The sequence below is a fragment of the Flagellimonas sp. genome, assembly GCF_965233845.1.
GTDB lineage: Bacteria > Bacteroidota > Bacteroidia > Flavobacteriales > Flavobacteriaceae > Flagellimonas.
Map to the genome: position 1 here is coordinate 175,082 of NZ_OZ247584.1, position 22,684 is coordinate 197,765.

Genomic DNA, 22,684 nt, shown 5'->3' on the forward strand with positions numbered 1-22,684 from the left:
CACGAACAGTCAAATTAAAAAATGATGAAACAATTAATTTTTATGGCAAGTCTGAGCCTTTTGGTGGCCTTGCCTGGGTTGCATGCCCAAAAGAAGGAGTTTAGGGAAATGATCAAGAAGGAAATTGCCTTTTCCAACCAATCCGATCATAGCCTGATTGTAAAGAATGTCTTTGGGAATATTACTGTTGAAGGTTATGGTGGTACCCAAGTTGTTGTGGAAGTGGAGAAAATCATTTCAGCAAAAAACCAAGCGGATTTGGACTTGGGGAAGCAAGAGTTGAATCTAGGGGTCATTGAGAAGACCGGGCAAATAGTTTTATATGCTGATGCCCCATATGCGGATTTTGATGGGGAAAACTTAAGATTCAATTGGTGCAACAACCACGATGAACCTTCTTATGGGCATATCTTGAATTTTAAGATTAAGGTCCCAAATAAAATTCATGTCAATGTAAGCACCGTCAACGATGGAGAGGTGACCGTTAAGAACACCCGTGGAGAAGTTGTAAGTGCGGAGAACATCAACGGAGGTATTACCCTTACGGATATTACAGGAACAACTAAAGTCCATTGTATCAACGGGGATGTTAACATATCCTATGCCACCAACCCCAAGAATGCCTCAACCTATTATTCCTTAAATGGGGATATAACCATTGCGTATCAAAAGGCATTGTCTGCCTCCATCTCATTTAAAAGTATGAATGGGGAGCTATATACCGATTTTGATGTGAACAAACAGTTCATGAAAACGGATAAGACCATGGAAAAGGGAAATAAGCCCAAATACAGGTTCGAAGCTAAACCCGTGGTGCAAATAGGCTCTGGACTGGTAGACCACGATTTTGAAACTTTAAATGGAAATGTATTCATCAAAAAAATATAAGTCATGAAGAATATTAAAGCATTAGTAATTCTGGCCGTTACCATTTGTATGGTTGAGGGTACCGCACAAGAAAAGAGCATAGATTTGTTCGCTGTGCCATTGAGTAATCCACAAAACCCTGGAAAATTGGTTATTGACCAAATATCGGGTTCCATTTCCGTTGAAGCGTATGACGGGAAAGAAGTGGTGATCAAGGCTTCTTTTGGAGGGGAGCATGACCATGATGATGGGCACAGGGAAAAGAATGGCCTGAAAAGAATCAATAGTTCATCATTGAACATTGGTGCCGAAGAAAAAGATAATGTGGTGCATGTGATCAATGAGCAATGGAACAAGGCAACCCACCTTCATGTAAAGGTGCCAAAGGCCTTTTCGGTTAAACTCTCCACAGTCAATGATGGTGATATTAGTGTGAAAGGAATCAGCGGTGAAATGGAAATAACCAATGTCAATGGGGAAATTGTCTTGGAAGGAGTCAGTGGTTCTGCCACCGCAGATACGGTAAACGGGGATGTTAAGGTAGATTTTCAGAGCATAACCCAAGATGCCAACATGGCTTTTAGTAGTTTAAATGGAGATTTGGATATTACCTTTCCCAACAGCCTTAAGGCCAACGTGAAGGCTAAAACGGATATGGGGGATATTTACACCGATTTTGATATGAAAGTTGCTGCCAATCAACCTGAGGTCAACCAGAATTCTTCTTCTGGAACGTATAAGGTAAAGATTGAACAATGGGTCAGGGGTACCATAAATGGAGGAGGCCCTGAAATGCTGTTCAAAACCTTTAATGGAGATATTTTGATAAAATCGAAATAAAATAGCTCAGGCATAAACAAAAAAACGCTCCCAATGGGGAGCGTTTTTCTTTTATGGGTTTAGGAAGTTTATCCTAAAGCTACTCTTTGGAATCCGGTTACCTCCAAATCGGAGTCAACAGATTTTACGTATTGTGCAACACTTTGCTTGCTGTCCTTGATAAAGGCTTGGTTAACCAAGGTGTTGTCTTTGAAGAAACGCTTCAATTTTCCTTTGGCAATGTTTTCCAACATAGCTTCAGGCTTTCCTTCTTGACGCAATTGATCTTTGGCAATCTCAATTTCCTTGTCAATAACGGACTGATCTACACCTTCCTCGTTAAGGGCAACAGGGTTCATAGCTGCGGCTTGCATGGCAACATCTTTAGCTGCTTCAGCGGCACCATCAACAGATGCTGACAAACCTACCAATGTAGCAATTTTGTTACCAGCGTGGATGTACGATCCAACGAATGGGGCGTCCAATTTCTCAAAGCTTCCAATTTCGATTTTCTCACCGATCACACCAGTTTGCTCTGTTAATTTTTCAGCAACGGTCATCCCGTTAAAGGGAGCAGCCAAGAAAGCATCTTTGTTGTCAAAACCAAGGGCTAGATCAGCTAGATCGTTGGCAAGGGTAACAAAGCTCTCGTTTTTGGCCACAAAATCAGTCTCACAGTTCAAGGAGATAATCACACCAGTAGAGCTTTCTGCGTTTACTTTTGCAATAGCAGCTCCTTCAGAGGAATCCCTGTCCGCTCTTTTGGCAGCTACCTTTTGTCCTTTTTTACGAAGGATTTCAATTGCTTTATCAAAATCACCATCAGCTTCAACCAAAGCATTTTTGCAGTCCATCATTCCCGCTCCGGTGGTCTTTCTTAGTTTATTTACTTCTGCGGCGGTAATCTTTGCCATAATTTGATTTTTTTAGTCTTTTCCGCTAAAGCGGAAATCTTTTTAAAATTTATGTAAAATAAACACTGTTGGCAGTGTTTTGTTTTAGCCTAATGTTATCAATTGATTATTCTACGCCTCCTTTGGCGTTGTCTTGCCATTCCTTTAGCTCATCCCACTTGCCATCGGCAGCCATTTGAGCTTGTTTTGGCCAAGAAGTTGGATCCAAATGCGCCATTCTTGAGCTGGCTTCCGTTAGGATTTCCTTGATTTTCTCAGGATCCGCTTTCGCCAATTTTGCATAGGTGTCAATTCCGCTATTTACAAGAGCTTCTGCTGCTTTGGGTCCAGCGCCTTCAATTTTGGTCAAGTCGTCGGCTTTAGCTGCTTTTGGCTCCTCCTTGGTTTCCTCTTTGGCAACTTTCTCTACTTTAGGCTCTTCTTTTTTAGCCTCAACAGCAGGTTTTTCCTCTTGCACTGGCTCAGCTGCCTTCTCGGCTTTAGCAGGAGCTTCCTCTTTAGCTGGCGCTTCCTTGGCAGGTGTTTCTTTTTCCTCTTTGTCGTTTTTGCGTTCTGCCAAACCTTGGGCAACAGCTTCCGTTACCTGTCCCATGATCACCTCAATGGATTTTCCAGCATCATCATTGGCAGGAATTACATAGTCAATTGGTCTTGGGTCTGAGTTGGTATCCACTATCGCAAAGATTGGGATGTTCAACTTTTGGGCCTCTTTAACTGCAATGTGCTCTCTCATGGTATCCACGATGAAAATTGCACCTGGCAATCGGGTCATATCAGCAATGGAACCCAAGTTTTTTTCCAACTTTGCTCTTAGACGGTCTACTTGCAATCTTTCTTTTTTGGAAAGCGTGTTGAACGTTCCGTCTTTTTTCATGCGGTCAATGGCCGCCATTTTCTTAACCGCCTTACGGATGGTTACGAAATTGGTCAACATACCACCTGGCCATCTTTCAGTGATGTAAGGCATGTTGATTTTGGATACTTTGTCTGCGACAATATCCTTAGCTTGTTTTTTTGTGGCTACAAAAAGAATTTTTCTACCGGAAGCAGCAATTTTCTTGAGGGCTTCGTTGGCCTCATCAAGTTTCGCTACTGTTTTGTAGAGATTGATCACGTGAATCCCGTTACGCTCCATATAGATGTAAGGAGACATGTTTGGGTTCCACTTTCGGGTTAGGTGTCCAAAGTGCACACCTGCTTCCAATAAGTCTTTAACTTCGACGTTACTTGCCATTTTTTTGTACTTAGTTTACGTTCCGTTGTAGTAGCAATGGATTGGTGGTTGCAAAACTGCGCGCCCAGCCCATTTAGATGCTAAACTAAATTCCAAAAAGTTCGTTTTTTCCTTTTTGGAACAACGACAACTTGGTTAAAAATATAACCCTGAAATGCATCAGGGTTTTCAATGAACTTATAATATGTGGTGCAAATGCACCGAAAATCCTAACGTTTGGAGAACTGGAATTTCTTACGGGCTTTCTTCTGACCGAATTTCTTCCTTTCCACCATTCTTGGATCCCTGGTCAAAAGACCTTCGGGCTTAAGAACGGTTCTGTTCTCTTCATTTATTTCGCACAAAGCTCTGGACAATGCCAAACGAACAGCTTCCGCCTGTCCAGTGATTCCTCCACCGTAAACATTTACCTTAACATCGTAAGTGTCTTCAGTTTCGGTCAAGGTAAAAGGTTGTTTTACCTTGTATTGCAATGGAGCAGTGGTAAAGTAATCCTTTAATTCCTTTTTGTTTATGGTGATGTTTCCTTTTCCTTCAGAAACATATACTCTTGCTACAGCAGTTTTTCTTCTACCAATCTTATGAACCACTTCCATTATTTGTAGTCGTTTAAGTTTATTGCTTTTGGCTTTTGTGCCTCTTGACCGTGCTCTGCACCGGCATATACTTTAAGGTTTCTGAATAAATCAGCTCCCAATCTGTTTTTGGGCAACATTCCCTTAACAGACTTTTCAATAAGTCTTTCAGGATGCTTTTCCAATATTTCTTGTGCAGTAGTGGAACGCTGTCCTCCTGGGTATCCAGTATATCTTTGATACTCTTTGTCGGCCCATTTGTTTCCGCTCAAGTTAATTTTTTCAGCATTGATAACAACGATGTTATCGCCACAATCTACATGGGGGGTAAAGTTTGGCTTGTGTTTACCTCTTAGCAACTTGGCTACTACAGATGACAATCTACCTAATGTCTCTCCCTCAGCATCAACCAATAACCATTGCTTATCAACGGTAGATTTATTGGCAGAAATAGTCTTATAACTTAATGTGTCCACTTCTAGAATATTAGTGATTTAAAAACCTATCCCGAATTACGGGCTGCAAATGTACAATTATTAGATTGAATTACAAATGGTTGATTGGGAATATTTTTGACTTTTTGTTTAGTCACGAAAAAGCTTGCTTTGGAAGGGTCAAAACTATCCCATTCTTTTGTTAAAATTAAGCAAATGTTGAAGCCTACTGTAACTGTTCCAAAATTTGCTGGTCTTTAGGGTAGCAAATCAATCAAAAAACATTTAAAGTGTCCAGACTAATCATCTTTGTACCTTTGCTTTTTCTTGGCCTTCAACTAAAAGCACAGGACTCAACAGCCGTAGTTCCCAAGAAGATTTATGTTACAACATCCATAGGAGGAGAACAGCCTCCTGCAATAGATGGTCGGTTGGATGACCCGGTTTGGAATCTCGTGGAATGGGCTGGAGATTACATCGAATTGCAGCCCGATGAGAATACTGCCCCAACCCACCAAACCAGGTTCAAAATTGTATATGACAACAAGAACCTATATATAGGTGTACGCTGCTACGATTCTGAACCGGATAAAATTGTAAAGCGAATGTCCCGTAGGGATGGTTTTGAAGGCGATTTTATCGAATTCAATATTGACAGTTATCATGATAAACGAACGGCGTTCTCATTTACCACAAGTGTATCTGGGGTTAAGGGGGATGAGTTTGTCTCCAATAACGGAACCAATTGGGATGAAAGTTGGAACCCCATTTGGTATACCAAAACCAATATTGATGAAGAGGGTTGGACTGCTGAGTTCAAAATTCCATTGAGCCAATTAAAATTCGGCTCTTCTGAAAACCAAGTTTGGGGGCTGCAGTCCACCCGAAGGATATTCAGGGCAGAGGAACGTTCCGTGTGGCAGCGAAAGCCCATCGACCAGCCAGGTTGGGTTAGTGAGTTTGGTGAACTACATGGATTAAAGAATATTGAGCCTCAAAAGCAGTTGGAAATCCAACCGTACACCGTTACCAGCGGCGAAACCTATGAGGCGGAGGATGGGAATCCCTTTAGGGATGGAAACGAAAGTGATTTTACCCTTGGCTTGGATGCCAAAATTGGAGTGACCAATGACCTGACCATGGATGTGACGGTAAATCCCGACTTTGGGCAGGTAGAAGCAGACCCATCGGCCATTGCCCTGGACGGATTCCAAATTTTCTTTAGGGAGCAGCGGCCATTTTTTGTGGAGAACAAAAACATATTCGATTTCCGACTTTCGGAATCAGAGGCGGGGAACACCTTTGGATTTGATAACCTTTTTTATTCACGGCGAATAGGCAGAAGCCCCCAAGGCTCTGTGGATGCAGGGGATGATGAATTTGTGAACCAACCTGACAAAACACCTATTATTGGAGCAGCAAAATTCAGTGGTAAAACCAAAGATGGTTGGGCCATAGGGATTCTGGAAAGTGTGACGGCTAAGCGATATGCTGCCATCAGAAATGAAAATGGAGAAGAACGTAGGGAAATGGTGGAACCGCTGACCAATTATTTTGTGGGCCGATTGCAAAAGGACTTTAATGACAGAAACTCATATATCGGAGGGATATTTACCGCCACAAATCGAGACAATCTTAACCAAGCACTTGATTTTCTGCATAAATCGGCCTTTACTGGGGGGTTGGATTTTAAGCACCAATGGGCCAATCGGGATTGGTATGTGGAAGGGAATGTCATATTCAGCCATGTAAAAGGAAGTCCAGAGGCAATACAAAACACACAGGAATCCATTACACATTTGTTTCAACGGGTAGGGGCGAATCACGTGGAGTTGGACGCTGAAAGAACATCCTTGTCGGGAACTGGTGGGAATGTTCAAATTGGAAAAATTGGAAATGGTCATTGGAAGTTTGAATCCGGAGGTACGTGGCGATCCCCAGAACTGGAAATAAATGACCTTGGGTTTCAGCGGCAATCCGATGATATCAGGCACTATACCTGGATTGGGTACCAGACCCTTAAACCTGATAGCACTTTTAGAAGGGTGGGCATTAATTATAACCATTGGACGGCATGGGATTTTGGAGGGAATCACAATTACTTGCAATTCAATACCAACAGTTGGCAAAACTGGAAAAACAACTGGTTTACCAACGTCGGGTTCAATTATGCACCCATTGAATATGACAATTTTGCCCTACGTGGTGGCCCAAGATTAAGATCCTCCCCTTGGATTAGTTTTTGGAACAGTATAAACACGGACAATAGAAAAAAGCTTCGCTTTAGCGCTTTCCATAGAGGGACAAAGACAGTGGACAACTCCTTGAAATTCTATTTGATAGAAGCGGGGTTTGTTTATCAGCCTATCAATGCGTTACGTATTTCGGCCTTTCCCTCATTGAGCATCAACCATAACAAGCTCCAGTACATCGATAATTTTGATGAGGTCAATGGCTCGGCCCGCTATCTAAATGGGGAGGTCAACCAGCGTACTTTGAGCATGTCCCTACGTTTGAATTATAACATTAGCCCTAATTTGACCATTCAATACTGGGGACAACCGTTTATATCCAGAGGGCGTTATTCCAACTTTAAACATATCTCCAATGCTGGGGCCAAGACTTTTGAAGACCGATTCACGGCTTACGCCCCAGAGCAAATTAGCTTTTCAGAGGATGTGTTCTCGGTGGATGATGATTTGGACGGGGATGTGGATTTTACCTTTGATGACCCCGACTTTTCCTTTGTGCAATTCCGCTCCAACCTTGTTGTTAGATGGGAGTACATCCCGGGTTCAGAGATTTTTCTGGTCTGGTCCCAAGACGTGTCCCAGTCTGGGGATCCCACGGCTGGACTGCTACCAAGTTTGGGGGACAATATTTTTGGTCAGAAACCACAAAACATCTTTTTGTTAAAGGCGACGTACAGGTTTGTGCTTTGACCAAGCTTATATTTTATTGCTTTGCAAGCGTCTTGATCTTTTCCAGCGCCATCACCAATGCTTCATTGGCCTCATGGTCACCAATAGTAATCCTTACTTTTCCAGGTGCCCCAAATTGGGAAACAGGCCGGACCATTATACCTTGCTCCATCAAGATTTCGGTAAACTCGAGTTCTGGTAACGGAGGATCTATTAGAAAAAAGTTGGCTTGGGAGGGCCAGTGGGCAATTCCCATCCTATCAAAAGCTTCGGAAAGAAATTTACGGCCCTCGTGAACTGTTTCTACCGTCTTTTGGATAAAAGCCACATCTTCCAAAGCGCCAATACCAGCTTCAAGGGAAGTAAGCGGCAACAGAAAGGGTTTGTGAATCTGTCCGAGGTATTTTGCAATTTTTTCGGTGGTATACCCATAACCAATACGTTGTCCGGCCAATCCATAGGTCTTGGAAAAACTGTTGATGCCAATGATGTTCAAACCCTTTTGCACATATGGTAAAGCGGTTACATAATCCGGGGCGTCCGCAAAATGTCGGTAGACCTCATCAAAAACCACTAAAATGTTATTTGGGATTTTATGGAAAAAGTCATCTAGAACCGACTTTGGAATATAGGTGCCCGTAGGGTTATTGGGGCTGGTCAAAAAGACAATTTTTGTTTTTGGGCCAATGGCATTTAAAATACCTTCCAGGTCCAAGGTGTAATCTGGTTCCAATAGCGGAATATCCACCTGTACCGCACCATACCATCTAGAAAAAACGGAATAGGGCAGAAAACAGGGATTGGAAAAAATGACCTCATCCCCCTCATTGATAAACGCCCTTAAGACCATATCAATAACCTCGGAACCGCTGTTGCCACAGATGAACTGATCGGCCGCCAGTTGGTGGTCAAAATCCTTTACCAGGGCTTCCCGTAGTCTAATATCGGTCTGGTCTGGATAAATATGTACTTTTTGGGCAGCCTTGAGCAAAGCCTCCGTTGCTTTGGGAGATTGTCCCAAAGGATTCTCGTTGGAAGAAAGCTTATATATTTTTTTGTCCTTGGAAGGAGGAATGCCTTTTCCGCCTTCGTAAGCTTTTTTGGGCTGCAGATATGGTTTAAAAATGGACTCGATTCCTTTGCTCATGCTTCAAGTTTTTCAGCATACATAAGAACTGCCAATGCCTTTTCTGTTTGTTCGTCCATCAACATACGTTGTGATAACCAGTGCAGTTCTTTTTTCAATTTCTGTGGATTTCCGTTCAATTTCTTTTGCATCATTCGGATTTCATCATCTTTGGCTACCATGTCAATTTCATCCGCAGTGGGTAACTGTTCCAAATTGCCCAGTCTTCCCAAATTGTTACCTGTTAAAACAGGACTGTTTCTGATCCCGGAAGGTAATCCATCCACCCCCATACCTTTAGTTCTAATGGGTTTGGGAATTTCAAAAAGTGAGGCGGTGCTGGCTCGGGTATACCAACTTCCACCCATTCTTCCTACCAAGTCCAATTTTAAGGGATCCAATTTGCCCTCCTCATCCAAAAACTGATCCTGAATATGTATCAATTCAACCTTGGCCATGATAAGGTTGCCGGCTCCCTGGCCATCGCCCAATTCAATGATTCGATCTACGGTACACTCAAATGAAACCGGTGATTCACCTACTCTTGGAGGTTTTACTTTTGCGCTGGGCACTTGGGTCAGTCCGGATTTGACAAATTCATTGACGTCCTTATCATAGGCCGTGCTGGAGAGGGACATTTGCTCTACAATTGGGAAATCCACAATATTGATGACTGCCTCCGGAACTTCCTGTACATTTTGAAGCGAATGTTTGGGTATATTGTTCCTACCCCTAGCTGGAGAAAATATCATGATTGGGGGATTGGAACTAAAAACATTGAAAAAGCTGAATGGACTTAAATTCACATTTCCATCGGAATCAACAGTACTTACAAACCCGATCGGCCTAGGGGCTACGGAAGTAAGTAAGTACGAATGCAATTCAGGCTGGGAAATGGAATTGGGATCAATGGTCTTTATGCTGGACATGGATTGGATTTATGTAGTGCTAAGATAAATCTATTTTGCCGGAAGCACCTTGGTGGAAACCTCTCCAAAGCCAACGCGAACTCCATCTTTTTTTGCATGTCCGCGCATGATCACTGTATCTCCGTCCTGGATGAACTTACGTTCGGTACCATCCTTCATTTGAAGGGGTTTGGTTCCCATCCAGGCCAGTTCCAGCATAGAGCCATAGGATTTCTCATCTTTCCCTGAAATAGTGCCAGAACCGTACAAGTCCCCAACATTGATGTTACAGCCATTCACCGTATGGTGAGCCAATTGCTGTGCCATGTTCCAATACATGTATTTGTAATTGGAATTGCAGATAGTCTGTTCTTCCACTCCCTCGGGCTGAAGGGCAACTTCCAAGTTGATGTCGTAGTTTTTGTCGCCCTCAAACTCCAGATAGGATTGCACCTTGGGCTCCTGGACGGGTCCGGCAACACGGAAGGGCTCCAAAGCCTCCATGGTTACGATCCAAGGCGAAATGGATGAGGCAAAGTTCTTGGCCAAAAATGGCCCTAGCGGAACATACTCCCACTTTTGAATATCCCTGGCCGACCAATCGTTGAAAAGCACCATTCCGAAAATGTAATCCTCAGCTTCTGCCGTCGAAACGGATTCACCCAGAGTTGTGTTTTTTCCTGTGATAAATGCCATTTCCAGCTCAAAATCCAAGCGAGCCGATGCTTGGAACACGGGAGTTGAAGCATCCTTTGGCAAAACCTGACCTTTGGGTCTGTGAATAGGTTCGCCACTTAAAATAATGGAAGATGCCCTTCCATGGTATCCCACGGGAATGTGCTTCCAATTGGGCAAAAGTGCATTTTCTGGATCACGGAACATCATGCCCACGTTGGTGGCGTGTTCAATGCTGGAATAGAAATCGGTATAGTCCCCAATGTATACGGGCATATGCATTTGAGCCTCGGACTGAAGGACAAAGAGTTCTGGTTTTCCGGCTAAAATGGAACTTTCATCTTTTAACCAATGCTGAATATCAATCCTAACTTTTTTGGTAATGGATTTTCCCAAAGCGATAAAATCGTTAAGCGTGTCCTTCTCCAGAACGGCGGTATTAAACTCGAAAACATCCAACTCCGCGACTGCAGCTAGGTCTAAAATGTGTTCTCCGACTGCTATTCCAGCCCTTGGGCTTCTATCTCCAGTGGAAAAGATTCCGAAGGGAAGGTTGTGTATTGAAAAATCTGAATTTTCAGGTATGTTGATGATCATTTTTTATAGATATTAGATTTGAGACATTAGATATTAGAAACGTTCATTGAATCTGAAAGAACTCTCACATCTAGATTCTAACGTCTAACTTCTTGCTACTCCACCCAAGATTTGTAATAACTTCCATCATCAATCTTGAGTGCATTCTCAGTGACTTGTAGTGTTTTAAAGGTATCTATCATCACGGCAAGTTCTTCCGTGCCCTTTTTGCCAATACTAGCTTCATAGGTGCCAGGATGTGGTCCATGCGGAATTCCAGCTGGGTGCAAGGAAATATATCCTGGTCCAATTCCTGTTCTACTCATAAAATCCCCATCCACATAGTACAGCACTTCATCGGAGTCTATGTTGGAATGATTATATGGTGCTGGAATGGCTTTTGGGTGATAGTCGTACAATCGCGGACAGAACGAGCAGATGACAAAGGCACCGGTTTCAAAAGTTTGGTGCACAGGAGGCGGTTGGTGCACACGCCCCGTAATAGGCTCAAAATTGTGAATGGAGAACCCGTATGGGAAATTATATCCATCCCAGCCCACCACATCAAAAGGGTGGGTGTTGTATACCAAACTGTGCAGCATGCCCTGCTTTTTTACCTTGATGACAAAATCACCTTTTTCATCATAGGTTTCCAGGTCTTGTGGTAGTTTATAATCCCGTTCACAGAAAGGGGAATGCTCCAATAATTGTCCAAACCAGTTACGATACCTTTTTGGGGTGTAAATAGGGTGGAAGGACTCGGCATATAAAATGCGGTTGTCCTCTGAATCAAATTCTATCTGATAGATCATCCCTCTGGGAATGATCAGGTAATCCCCATATTCGAATGGAATATTGCCCAAAAACGTTCGCAAAGTTCCAGTGCCTTTGTGGATAAAGAGCATTTCATCTGCATCCGAGTTTTTATAGAAATACTCGGTGAGGGATTTTTTTGGAGCTGCCAGTCCAATATGAACGTCACTATTGACCAAAAGCGGTTCTCGAGCATCCAAAAAATCATCTTTTGGCTTTACATCGAACCCAATTAATTTACGGGAAGCAATGTTGTGGCTCACGGCTATTTTTGGATTTACATCAATAGAATCACCTATGGCAGAAACCTGTGTAGGCCTGTGCTCATGATAGATTAAGGAAGACATCCCATCAAAACCAATGGTGCCAAACAATTGTTCATAATAAAGACTTCCGTCCGGCTTGGTGAACTGGGTATGCCTTTTCTGTGGAATTCTTCCAAGTTTGTGATAAATCGGCATGGATTTTAATTTTGAGTTGGGAGTAAAGAGTTATGAGCTTAAGTAAACAACAATGTACCTTAACCCATAACTCAGCACTCTTAACCTAATTAATGCAAAGTACCTCTTACTTCTTGTTCGCGTTCAATGGCTTCGAACAGTGCCTTAAAGTTACCTTTTCCAAATGATTGTGCACCCTTTCTTTGGATGATTTCGAAGAACATGGTAGGTCTAGGCTCCACAGGACGGGTAAAAATCTGTAGCAAATACCCCTCATCATCGCGGTCAACCAGGATGCCAAGCTCTTTTAGCGGAGCAATGTCCTCATCAATTTGTCCCACACGATCCGTAACGGCATCGTAGTAAGTGTCCGGGACGCGAAGAAATTCGACCCCACGGCTTCTCAATTGACGCACTGTGGTAATAATATCGTCCGTGGCCACCGCAATATGCTGCACGCCTTCGCCTTCATAAAAATCAAGGTACTCCTCAACCTGGGATTTCTTTTTACCCTCGGCAGGTTCGTTGATCGGGAACTTGATACGTCCGTTGCCGTTGCTCATTACCTTGCTCATCAAGGCGGTGTATTCTGTGGAAATATCGTTGTCATCAAAGGATAGAATGTTCACAAAGCCCATTACTTTTTCATAGAACTCTACCCAGTAGTCCATTTTGTTCCATCCTACATTGCCCACCATATGATCAACATATTTTAAGCCTGTGGGTTCTGGGTTGTAGTCTGGAGTTTCCCATTTCTTGTACCCGGGCATAAAAGTGCCTTCATAATCCTTGCGCTCCACAAAAATATGAACGGTCTCTCCGTAGGTGTAGATTCCAGAGCGGACGATTTTGCCCGTTTCATCTTCCATCACTTCTGGTTCCATATACGATTTGGCCCCTCTTTCCATAGCCGCGTTGTAGGCATAAGTGGCATCGTCTACCCATAGGGCAACTACCTTGATACCATCTCCGTGTTGATCAATATGTCTACCTATATCCGTCCCACTTTTAAGGGGAGAGGTAAGCACCAAGCGAATCTTGTCTTGAATTACCACATAACTTTCGCGATCGGTAAGTCCCGTTTCCAAACCGGCATAGGCATATGACTGAAAACCAAAAGCGGTCTTGTAGAAATGGGCTGCTTGTTTGGAATTGCCCACGTAGAGCTCAATGTAATCGGTGCCGTTGATGGGCATAAAATCCTGAGCGGAGTCATGAATTTTAGGGATTGCAGTAGTTTCCATAGGTGTTATATTTTGATGTGAGATAAAAATTGTTGTTAATGCAACAAAAATATGAAATTTGAATTGATCTTTTGGGATTGGAAACATAATTTTTGTTAAAATTGACAAGGGTTTTACCTGACGGGTGAAAATGGATACATTAGTAAGGTGATTTTCAAAAAGGTGATGGACGAAAACAGGCGTAGTGAATGCTGAATCAAATTGATGAAATATCGGGTATTGGGCTTCATTTGGACTTGGTTCTGAGAAGGATTCAGGAGGCCTATCTAAAAAAGTTCGAGGAACTTGGAGTGGATCTGACCATTGAGCAATGGGTGATTTTGCACCGCATATCCGAATTGGGCAAAACGGCTTCCCAAAGGGATATAGTACGTTCCAATTTTCGAAATCGTGCGACTACCTCAAGAGTTATTGGAAAGCTGGAGAAAAAAGGTTGGATAAGCAAAACTCGGTTTGATGGAGATCAAAAACGCTTCAAATTGGAACTCACCAGAAAGGGAAAGAAGATTATTAAATTGGTTTTGCCCCATGCAGTAAACCTTCGTAAACTCGCTATCAAGGATTTGGACAATGAGGACTTTGAAATATTCCTAAAGGTCTTAGTCCAGATTGGTTACAATTACTACTCCAATGAGATGTAGTTAAGGTAGCTGCGCTTCTTTAATTGATTTCAATTGGGCATGGATAGTTTTCTGTCTTCGTTGATCTCGCCCTCAATATTGTAATAGGCCACTATCTTGTAGATAAGGTTGTTCATGGTATAATGCCACTCCGTTACTTCTAATCTAAATGCTTCTTTTATGGCCGTGTATCGGATGCATGCTTTGTTTGAGTCCGAAATCAAGTCATGGATTTCAAATGTATGCCCCAAGAATTTATCCTTGTTTGCCTTTACCAGATCCAGATATGCCGTTTTTCCTTCAATGGTCCCATAGGGACTGGTGTGGGCAAAATCATCGGAAATAGGTAAATCCTCAAACTCACCGGTTTCCCAAAGTCGAAACCACTCTTTTGCCAATGCTTTGGATTCCATATTTGTATGAATTAAATACCTTTCTACATGATTGGAGACTGGGGTCAGCTTACTTATCTCCCAGCTCAGCAAACTTAAAGCGATCATTGACCGCCGGCTCGTGTTCCTGCTCCATGATTCGGATTATTTTTTCAACAACCTCTGGATATTGGTCCGCCAAATCGTGGGCTTCCTTAAGGTCATGGTCCAAATCATAGAGCTCTATTTTAAGATTGCCCTCAAAAATGTTTTTCCGGATGCCTTTCCATTTGCCCATTCTAACAGCTTGCTGCCCTTTGTAGCTGGGGAATTCCCAATAAAGAAAATCATGTTCTTGCTGTTTGGAACCTAGTAGCGTTGGTTTAAAACTTATCCCATCCACATTGTTGGGAAGTGGAACATCCACTATGTCGCAAAGTGTGGGCAGTACATCATAGAAAACGGAAATGTGGTTGGACACACTCCCTGCCTTGATCTTCCCAGGCCAGCTGGCCACAAACGGAACACGGATACCCCCTTCATAGACGTGGCCTTTGGTTCTTCCTGCACCATTGGTAAAAGGTTTTGAGCTCTCGAAATACTCAAAATCAGCACCTCCTGTATAGGTAGGGCCGTTATCGCTGCAAAACATGATCAAAGTGTTTTCGTAGAGCCCCAATTCCTTCAGTTTGGCAACCAGTTCTCCCAACTGCTGGTCTAACATAGTAATCATAGCAGCATAGCTTGCCCGAGGATAGGGATTGGGGAAATAGCCTTTGTTCCCAACATATGGCTCTTCATCGCCAATTTGCTCTCTGTACGGAGCAGCGTATTTTTTTGGAATCTGTAGCGGTAAATGGGGAAGGGGGGAAGCGTAATAAAGAAAGAAATTGTTGTCTTGGTGCTGCGCTATAAATGAAAGTGCCTTTTTGTGGATCAAGTCAGGGGCATAATCTTTTTGATAATACATATCATAATTAGATTCATCCCTGGGATCTGCCGAAGCATCCAGCCTGGCATGGGGAGCAATAAGCTCGTTGTTCAAATAGACTTTGGTTTCATTTTCCCATAAATGGCTGGGATAAAGATTGTGTGCCTGTCTTTGGCAGTTGTACCCATAAAAGGAATCAAACCCCTGTTTGGTAGGAACCCCTTCGGTTTCCGGAGCCCCAAGACCCCATTTGCCAAACACTCCAGTGACGTAATTGGCCTCTTTGAGTTTTTTGGCCAAGGTGACCGTGTTTTTGGGAATTGGGCGCTGTCCTTCCAGCTTGGTATTGGTAAAAGCCTTTTTGTAATCCCAAACCTCTCCACGTTCCCGCCATTCATCATTTCCTCGGATGTACGCATGGCCCGCATGCTTGCCGGTCATCAAAATGTAACGGGCAGGGGCACAAACGGGTGCTCCGGAATAGTGCTGCGTAAAAAGCATGCCCTCTTTGGCCAAGGCATCAATATGCGGGGTTTTGATTTTTTCCTGACCATAAACGCCAACCTCACCATAACCCAGGTCATCAGCCAAAAAATAGATAATGTTGGGTTTTTTAACGGGCTGTTGGGCATTAAGTTCTGGAACCAAGCAAAAGGTGACTAGAATGAATAATGCAATCTGTAGGATTCTTGACATGTTAAATATTGGATTAATGCGCCTCCAGCCAGTTATCCCCAAGACCCATTTCTACATCTAGGGGAACAGCTAGCTCATAGGCATTTTCCATTTCGGTTTTGATTAATTTTTTGACTTCCTCCAACTCGGGTTTATAGGCATCAAAAACCAATTCATCGTGAACCTGTAATAACATCTTGGTTTTAAAGCCACCTTCGGTGAGTTTTTTGTGGATGTTGATCATGGCAATTTTGATGATGTCAGCGGCGCTCCCTTGAATGGGTGCGTTCACCGCGTTTCGTTCCGCTGCGCCCCGCACTACTTGGTTACCCGCGTTGATATCCTTCAAATACCTTCGTCGGCCCAATACGGTTTGGACATATCCGTTGTCGCGGGCAAAATCCACTTGGTCTCCCATGTAATTCCGAAGTTTCGGATAGGTTTTGTAATAGGTCTCAATAAGCTCTTTGGCCTCAGTTCGGTTAAGATCCGTTTGATTACTCAATCCAAATGCCGAAACCCCATAAATGATTCCGAAATTGACGGTTTTGGCATTGCTCCGCTGTTCCCGGGTCACCTCTTCAATGGGCACATTGAAAACTCTGGAAGCCGTGGACGCATGGATGTCCTCCCCATTTTTAAAAGCTTCTATCATGGTATCCTCCTCACTCAAGGCCGCAATAATGCGGAGCTCTATCTGGGAATAATCCGCAGCAAGCAAGGTGTAGTTTTCATCCCTCGGGATAAACGCTTTTCTAACCTGTCTTCCCCGCTCCGTTCGGATAGGGATGTTCTGCAGATTGGGATTGTTACTGCTCAAACGGCCGGTAGCGGCCACGGTTTGCATATAATCGGTATGGACCCTGCCACTATGCGGTTGGACCTCATTGGGTAAAGCATCTACATAGGTGCTTTTAAGTTTGGTAAGGCCTCTAAAGTCCAAAACGTTTTGAATAATTTCATGGTCCTTGGCCAAATAGGAAAGCACGTCTTCCGCTGTGGAATACTGACCCGTTTTGGTTTTTTTGGGTTTGTCCACCAATTTCAGTTTCTCGAACAGTATTTCACCTAACTGTTTGGGTGATGCTATATTGAATTGTTCGCCGGCTGCCTCATAGATTTTTTGTTCCAACGATTTAATGTCCTTGTCTAGCTCCTCGGATAGGTCATTGAGAAAAGCTTTGTCCAGATTGATGCCTTCGGTTTCCATATCAGCAAGTACCCTGAGCAGTGGAACTTCAATATTTTCGAAAAGCTCGTCGGTTTTTGCTTCTGCCAATTCGGGTCTGAAATGCTCCGCCAGTTGAAGGGTGATATCGGCGTCTTCGGAGGCATACTCCGTTTGCTTATCCAAAGGCACCTGACGCATACTCAATTGGTTTTTTCCTTTTTTGCCGATAAGCTCCGTAATGGAAACAGGAGTATAGTTAAGGTAGGTCTCGGCCAAAACATCCATATTGTGGCGCATATCCGGATTGATGAGGTAATGGGCCAGCATGGTATCAAAGAGCTTTCCTTTGACCTCAATCCCATAATTTTTCATCACTTTGATGTCGTATTTCAGGTTTTGCCCTACCTTTTCTATGGCCTCTGATTCAAAAAATGGCCTTAGTATTTCCAAAATTTCCATGGCCTTTTCCCGTTCTTCGGGAATTGGAACATAATAACCTTTTTTGGCTTCCCAGCTAAATGCAATACCCACGAGTTCTGCTTCCAACGGATTGATGGAGGTGGTTTCCGTATCAAAACAAACCGAAGTCTGTTGCATCAACTTTTCCATAAAAATTTGAAGCCCAAGACCGGGCAGGATGCTTTGGTACAGATGGGAAACATCGGATACCGTATTTCTACTGTTGGCATCTTTGATGGTGGCTGGAGCTGCGCTGGGATCTGCTCCAAACAAACTGAATTGGCCACTACCGGCCGCTTGGGGTTTGGGAGCGGTGGGCTTTCCTTGGGTAGGCGTAGTTGTAGCCGGGACTTCAGCTTCACCAGAAAATATCTTAATGAATTGCTCTTTTAGTCTCCTGAATTCCAGATCATCAAAAATCTGCTGCACTTTGTTTCCATCGGGTTCAGACATTTCATAATCGTCCGCATTGAAAGTGACATCACAATCCGTTTTGATTTCGGCCAACTTTCGTGACAATCGGCCCAACTCAGCATTGGCTTCTACTTTCTCCTTCATTTTTCCCTTAAGCTGGTCGGTATTGGCCAAAAGTCCTTCCAAAGAATCGAATTCGGCCAGGAATTTCTTCGCCGTTTTGTCTCCAACTCCGGGTAGGCCAGGAATATTGTCACTAGCATCGCCCATCATTCCCAAATAATCGATCACCTGTTCCGGGCGTTGCACCCCAAAGCGTTTTTGCACCTCTGGAATGCCCCATATTTCAATTCCATTGCCCATTCGGGCTGGACGATACATGAAAATATTTTCGGAAACCAATTGCCCAAAATCCTTATCCGGGGTAACCATAAAAACTTTGTAGTCCTCTTTTTCAGCCTGTTTTGCCAAGGTGCCGATAATATCATCGGCCTCATAACCTTCCAAGACCACCACGGGAATATTCATGGCCCTTAAAATATCCTGGATGTAGGGAACCGCTATGCGGATGGCATCCGGAGTTTCGTCACGGTTGGCTTTATACTCTTCAAAGAGTTCGGTACGTTCCACGCTTCCGCCCTTGTCAAAACAAACCGCCAAATGGTCCGGCTTTTCCCGTTTGATCACATCAAAAAGGGAATTCACAAACCCCATAATGGCAGAAGTATCCATCCCTTTGGAGTTTATCCTAGGGTTTTTTAGCAAGGCATAATATCCTCTAAAAATAAGGGCGTAGGCATCCAGAAGGAAGAGTCTTTTCTGATCGGACATAGTGTTGGGTTAGAAGTATGAAATTAAAAATGCGAAGCTTGTTTTCACCATAGTAATCGCACAGTTTTTAAAGGTAGAAAAAGAAGTTGAAATCAAGAAACAAGAGCCAAGAACTCTTGTATCCAGAAGCGAAGCGGTCCAACATCTCCTGTCTAACCTTGATAAAAACTTTCCACCGTTTTGTTTTCGTGTCCTTTTTCGGAATATTCCCGATAGGTGAATCCAGGATGTACACAGTAACCCCCTGTTTCCCCCTTTTTGTTCACCGCTATAAAGCCAATCTGGAAATCCTTTCGGCCTTCATTTTTTTTCATGATCCGCTTAACCCCTTCTTCGCAAGCTTCTTGGGGCGATTTTCCTTGACGCATGAGTTCCACGATCAGAAAACTGCCTACCGTTCGGACTACTTCTTCCCCAACTCCAGTTGCTGTGGCTCCTCCAACTTCATTGTCCACAAATAAACCAGCACCAATAATAGGGGAGTCCCCTACACGGCCGGCCATTTTGTAGCCCATTCCGCTCGTGGTGCAGGCCCCGGCAATGTCCCCATTTTCATCAATGGCCAACATTCCAATAGTATCGTGGTTTTCAATATTGATAATGGTCTCATACTTGGAAGTTTTTTTCCATTCCTCCCATTCTTTTTTGGATTGCTCGGTGAGTAGGTTCGTCTTTTCAAAACCCTGTTCGTAGGCAAAAAGTTCGGCACCTAATCCAGCCAACATTACATGGGGTGTTTCCTCCATGACCTTTCTGGCCACCGAAATAGGGTGGGCAATGTTTTCCATGCACAAGACCGCGCCGCAATTGGCATCTTTGTCCATAATACAGGCATCCAAGGTAACTCGGCCTTCACGATCAGGTCTTCCCCCTACGCCTACGGTTTGATTACTGGTATCTGCCTCTTCCACCATTACTCCGGCTTCTACGGCATCAAGAGAGCTGCCGGAATTGCTCAATACTTCCCAAGCCTTTGCAGAGGCATTTTGAAAGTTCCAGGTACAAATAACTATGGGTTTTACAGCGTTGGTTTGGGGCAAAGCGGGTGCTTTTGTGGTTTCGGTTTTACAGGAGGCCAAAACAGGGGTGGACAATAATCCCGCCGTGGTCAAGCCAGATTTTTTAAGAAACTTTCTTCTTTGCATGGATCGTTAAGGTTTGGATGGTTTGTTCCTGATGCTTTTCCCGTTCCGAATTTTGCAGCATCGGAAGTCAATATTTTTGTTGTTATTTTGAGTTTATAAATATAGGAATATGCTGGTAGAAGTTTGCGCCAATTCGCTGGAATCTGCACTGAATGCCCAAGAAGCTGGGGCAGATAGAATTGAACTTTGCTCCGAGTTGGGGGTAGGGGGAATCACCCCTTCCGCTGGACTTATCACATTGGTAAAAAAGGCCTTGAAAATCCCGGTGCACGTGCTTATAAGACCCCGTGGAGGTCATTTTACCTATACCGATGCGGAATTCAGGACCATGAAGCAGGATATAGAAGTTTGTAAGGACTTGGGTGTGGAAGGTATTGTTTCTGGGGTTTTGCATCCGGATTTTGGACTGGATGTTGATCGCACCCGGGAATTGATCAATGTGGCAAGACCTATGCGATTCACATTTCACCGCGCCTTTGATTGGGTGCCTGACCCTCAAAAAACCTTCAAGCAATTGGAAGCAATGGGAGTGGATTGTTTACTGACTTCAGGTCAAGAAACCTCTTCAGAAATAGGGTTGGAACTTTTAAAGGAGCTGAATTCCATTTCCAAGGGAGTAAAAGTTATGGCGGGCGGTGGTATCAAATTGGGGAATGCGGAGCAATTTAAGTCTGCGGGTCTAACGGCCATTCATTTGTCCGGAACCTCTTTTGGAAACACCATTGCGTTGGAGAGTAAAATTTCAATGAATTCCAATACCCATCTTCGGGAAGATCAGGTGGCCGTAACAAATTTGGAAACCGTTCGTCAAATTGTACGGCGCGTTAAATAAACGCAAAAAGCCGATTGTTCGTTAAGGAAAGAAATATCTTTATAAAAAAGTTTGCATGCCCAGGTTTTTAATCATTTTATCCATTGTTTATATAGTACTGGCCATTTATGGTTTTCAAGGTTTTAAGACCCTTTTTAAAAGTACTTGGATTCAAATGCTGTATGGGGGACTGTTTTTAGCGGCCTTGCTCAATTTTATCATACGAGTGCTCAATTACACCCCAGGCGATGGGGTTCGTGGTCAGATAGCCACGGCAGGTGGAATTTTCTTTTCGTTTCTGATGCTGGGTCTCGTTTTGGGAATCGTCCTCTTGTTGGAGGATGTGGTGCGACTCTTTGTCTTTGGATATAACAAAATTGCGGGGTTGACAGAACTGCAGACCAAGTTTTTTCCATCCCGAAGAAAGTTTATAAGCGCGATTGGACTGGGAATTGCAGCCTTGCCATTTGGCGCTTTGCTCTATGGAATGTATAGGGGGAAATACAATTATAAGGTGCTTACCTATGAAATGGAATTTGACGATTTGCCAGATGCCTTTGATGGCTATCGGATAACACAAATCTCCGATGTGCATAGCGGAAGTTTTGATAACCGAAACAAGGTGGCCTATGGTATTGATCTGATCAATAAGCAACAAAGTGATGTGATTCTTTTTACAGGGGACATGGTCAACGATAAGGCGGTGGAGATGGAACCCTGGGCAGACCTTTTTTCGACATTGGAGGCAAAGGACGGCAAGTATTCCATTTTGGGGAACCATGATTATGGGGATTATACGGAATGGCCTTCGGATGAGGCCAAGGCCCAAAATCTTCAGGATTTAAAGGACCTTCAAAAAGAGATGGGCTTTGACCTGCTTTTGGATACGCATCGCTATTTGGAAAAGGATGGCCAACGCATTGCTCTTCTTGGTGTTGAGAACTGGGGTAGGGGCGGATTTAAAAAAGCAGGTGATTTGGAAAAAGCTAAGGCCGGTGTGTCCAAGGATGACTTTAAAATTTTGATGAGCCATGACCCCTCGCATTGGGAAGATGTGGTGATTCATGACGATTACCATTTTCATTTGACCCTTAGTGGGCATACGCACGGAATGCAGTTTGGGGTTGAGATTCCGGGCTGGGTAAAATGGAGTCCGGTAAAATGGCGTTACAAATATTGGGCTGGGGTGTATGAAGAGCTCAACCAATTTATTAACGTGAACCGAGGGTTTGGATTTATTGGTTATCCGGGGCGTGTGGGTATCTGGCCGGAGATTACTGTGATTACCTTAAAAAAGAAAGGTTTAACGTGAAATTAACGTTGTCTTTTCTCGGTTATATAAGGGCCTATACAGGATTTTAACAAATTTTCTTACTTTTGGTTGGTAAACCCAGATAATACATGTCAAAATTCGGCGAACTTATCGATTTAAAAGTACCAGTATTATTGGACTTTTATGCGGAATGGAACGAACAATCCACTTCTATGCACCCTGTGCTGCGTGATGTTGCTGCGGCTTTAGGTGATAAGGGAAAAGTGATTAAGATTGATGTTGATAAAAACAAGGAGTTGTCGCAGGCACTTCGAATCAAAGGTTTACCTACCCTTATGATTTACAAAAAGGGTGAGATGGTATGGCGGCAGAGTGGAGAGCAAGATGCCAATACCCTGATTGGGATTTTAAATGAATATATTTAAAGCGCAAGGTTT

Annotated in this window: 20 protein-coding genes; 7 read left to right on the forward strand and 13 right to left on the reverse strand. The window is 43.5% G+C overall.

The window, feature by feature from the left end; all coding sequences use genetic code 11:
- Positions 1–21 precede the first annotated feature (21 nt).
- Both ACO6S0_RS00840 and ACO6S0_RS00845 read left to right on the forward strand, forming a co-directional pair.
- Complete coding sequence (locus tag ACO6S0_RS00840; RefSeq protein WP_422350161.1) at positions 22–888, forward strand: DUF4097 family beta strand repeat-containing protein; 867 nt, start codon at positions 22–24, stop codon at positions 886–888.
- A 3-nt stretch (positions 889–891) separates the two neighbouring features.
- On the forward strand, positions 892–1,707 hold the full coding sequence (locus ACO6S0_RS00845) for a DUF4097 family beta strand repeat-containing protein (RefSeq protein WP_422350162.1): 816 nt from the start codon (positions 892–894) through the stop codon (positions 1,705–1,707).
- A gap of 68 nt (positions 1,708–1,775) precedes the next feature.
- Here the strand turns inward: ACO6S0_RS00845 and tsf are convergent, their stop codons facing one another.
- From tsf to rplM, 4 genes are all read right to left on the reverse strand, one after another.
- A complete protein-coding gene (gene tsf, locus ACO6S0_RS00850; RefSeq protein WP_422350163.1) occupies positions 1,776–2,600 on the reverse strand; it encodes a translation elongation factor Ts in 825 nt (274 codons plus the stop codon).
- A gap of 106 nt (positions 2,601–2,706) precedes the next feature.
- Positions 2,707–3,834 (reverse strand): 30S ribosomal protein S2, encoded by a 1,128-nt coding sequence (gene rpsB, locus ACO6S0_RS00855; protein ID WP_422350164.1) that lies wholly within the window; start codon positions 3,832–3,834, stop codon positions 2,707–2,709.
- Positions 3,835–4,043: 209 nt separating this feature from the next.
- Positions 4,044–4,430, reverse strand: a complete 387-nt coding sequence (gene rpsI, locus ACO6S0_RS00860) for a 30S ribosomal protein S9 (RefSeq protein ID WP_422350165.1) — start codon at positions 4,428–4,430, stop codon at positions 4,044–4,046.
- On the reverse strand, positions 4,430–4,885 hold the full coding sequence (gene rplM, locus ACO6S0_RS00865; protein WP_138835580.1) for a 50S ribosomal protein L13: 456 nt from the start codon (positions 4,883–4,885) through the stop codon (positions 4,430–4,432). Before rplM ends, rpsI begins: the two co-directional genes overlap by 1 nt.
- Before the next feature lie 248 nt (positions 4,886–5,133).
- Between rplM and ACO6S0_RS00870 the strand changes: the two genes are divergently transcribed.
- Entirely contained in the window at positions 5,134–7,785 is a 2,652-nt protein-coding gene (locus ACO6S0_RS00870) for a DUF5916 domain-containing protein (RefSeq protein WP_422350166.1), read from the forward strand.
- Between the two features lie 13 nt (positions 7,786–7,798).
- Here ACO6S0_RS00870 and ACO6S0_RS00875 read toward each other — a convergent pair whose 3' ends face one another.
- The 5 genes from ACO6S0_RS00875 to hppD all read right to left on the reverse strand — a co-directional run bounded on the left by ACO6S0_RS00875 (position 7,799) and on the right by hppD (position 13,546).
- Complete coding sequence (locus ACO6S0_RS00875) at positions 7,799–8,911, reverse strand: pyridoxal phosphate-dependent aminotransferase (RefSeq protein WP_422350167.1); 1,113 nt, start codon at positions 8,909–8,911, stop codon at positions 7,799–7,801.
- The gene (locus ACO6S0_RS00880) at positions 8,908–9,819 is read right to left on the reverse strand and encodes a flavin reductase family protein (protein WP_422350168.1); all 912 of its coding nucleotides are present in this window, start codon (positions 9,817–9,819) and stop codon (positions 8,908–8,910) included. Before ACO6S0_RS00880 ends, ACO6S0_RS00875 begins: the two co-directional genes overlap by 4 nt.
- 30 nt (positions 9,820–9,849) lie before the next feature.
- Entirely contained in the window at positions 9,850–11,070 is a 1,221-nt protein-coding gene (fahA, locus tag ACO6S0_RS00885) for a fumarylacetoacetase (protein WP_422350169.1), read from the reverse strand.
- Between the two features lie 95 nt (positions 11,071–11,165).
- The gene (locus ACO6S0_RS00890; RefSeq protein ID WP_422350170.1) at positions 11,166–12,323 is read right to left on the reverse strand and encodes a homogentisate 1,2-dioxygenase; all 1,158 of its coding nucleotides are present in this window, start codon (positions 12,321–12,323) and stop codon (positions 11,166–11,168) included.
- Positions 12,324–12,412: 89 nt separating this feature from the next.
- Positions 12,413–13,546 carry a 4-hydroxyphenylpyruvate dioxygenase gene (gene hppD / locus ACO6S0_RS00895; RefSeq protein WP_422350171.1) on the reverse strand — a complete coding sequence of 378 codons (1,134 nt, stop codon included), beginning with the start codon at positions 13,544–13,546 and terminating at the stop codon, positions 12,413–12,415.
- A 188-nt stretch (positions 13,547–13,734) separates the two neighbouring features.
- On the opposite strand from hppD, the gene ACO6S0_RS00900 reads away from it, so the two are divergent.
- The gene (locus ACO6S0_RS00900; protein WP_422350172.1) at positions 13,735–14,187 is read left to right on the forward strand and encodes a MarR family winged helix-turn-helix transcriptional regulator; all 453 of its coding nucleotides are present in this window, start codon (positions 13,735–13,737) and stop codon (positions 14,185–14,187) included.
- A gap of 29 nt (positions 14,188–14,216) precedes the next feature.
- Here the strand turns inward: ACO6S0_RS00900 and ACO6S0_RS00905 are convergent, their stop codons facing one another.
- The 4 genes from ACO6S0_RS00905 to ACO6S0_RS00920 all read right to left on the reverse strand — a co-directional run bounded on the left by ACO6S0_RS00905 (position 14,217) and on the right by ACO6S0_RS00920 (position 20,163).
- Complete coding sequence (locus tag ACO6S0_RS00905; protein WP_422350173.1) at positions 14,217–14,579, reverse strand: nuclear transport factor 2 family protein; 363 nt, start codon at positions 14,577–14,579, stop codon at positions 14,217–14,219.
- Positions 14,580–14,628: 49 nt separating this feature from the next.
- The gene (locus tag ACO6S0_RS00910) at positions 14,629–16,164 is read right to left on the reverse strand and encodes an arylsulfatase (protein ID WP_422350174.1); all 1,536 of its coding nucleotides are present in this window, start codon (positions 16,162–16,164) and stop codon (positions 14,629–14,631) included.
- Positions 16,165–16,177: 13 nt separating this feature from the next.
- Entirely contained in the window at positions 16,178–19,018 is a 2,841-nt protein-coding gene (gene polA, locus ACO6S0_RS00915; RefSeq protein ID WP_422350175.1) for a DNA polymerase I, read from the reverse strand.
- Between the two features lie 152 nt (positions 19,019–19,170).
- The gene (locus ACO6S0_RS00920; RefSeq protein WP_422350176.1) at positions 19,171–20,163 is read right to left on the reverse strand and encodes an isoaspartyl peptidase/L-asparaginase family protein; all 993 of its coding nucleotides are present in this window, start codon (positions 20,161–20,163) and stop codon (positions 19,171–19,173) included.
- A gap of 109 nt (positions 20,164–20,272) precedes the next feature.
- On the opposite strand from ACO6S0_RS00920, the gene ACO6S0_RS00925 reads away from it, so the two are divergent.
- The 3 genes from ACO6S0_RS00925 to ACO6S0_RS00935 all read left to right on the forward strand — a co-directional run bounded on the left by ACO6S0_RS00925 (position 20,273) and on the right by ACO6S0_RS00935 (position 22,672).
- Positions 20,273–20,995 carry a copper homeostasis protein CutC gene (locus tag ACO6S0_RS00925; protein WP_422350177.1) on the forward strand — a complete coding sequence of 241 codons (723 nt, stop codon included), beginning with the start codon at positions 20,273–20,275 and terminating at the stop codon, positions 20,993–20,995.
- Positions 20,996–21,050: 55 nt separating this feature from the next.
- A complete protein-coding gene (locus ACO6S0_RS00930) occupies positions 21,051–22,286 on the forward strand; it encodes a metallophosphoesterase (RefSeq protein ID WP_422350178.1) in 1,236 nt (411 codons plus the stop codon).
- A gap of 89 nt (positions 22,287–22,375) precedes the next feature.
- Entirely contained in the window at positions 22,376–22,672 is a 297-nt protein-coding gene (locus ACO6S0_RS00935) for a thioredoxin family protein (RefSeq protein WP_036382448.1), read from the forward strand.
- Positions 22,673–22,684: the final 12 nt, after the last annotated feature.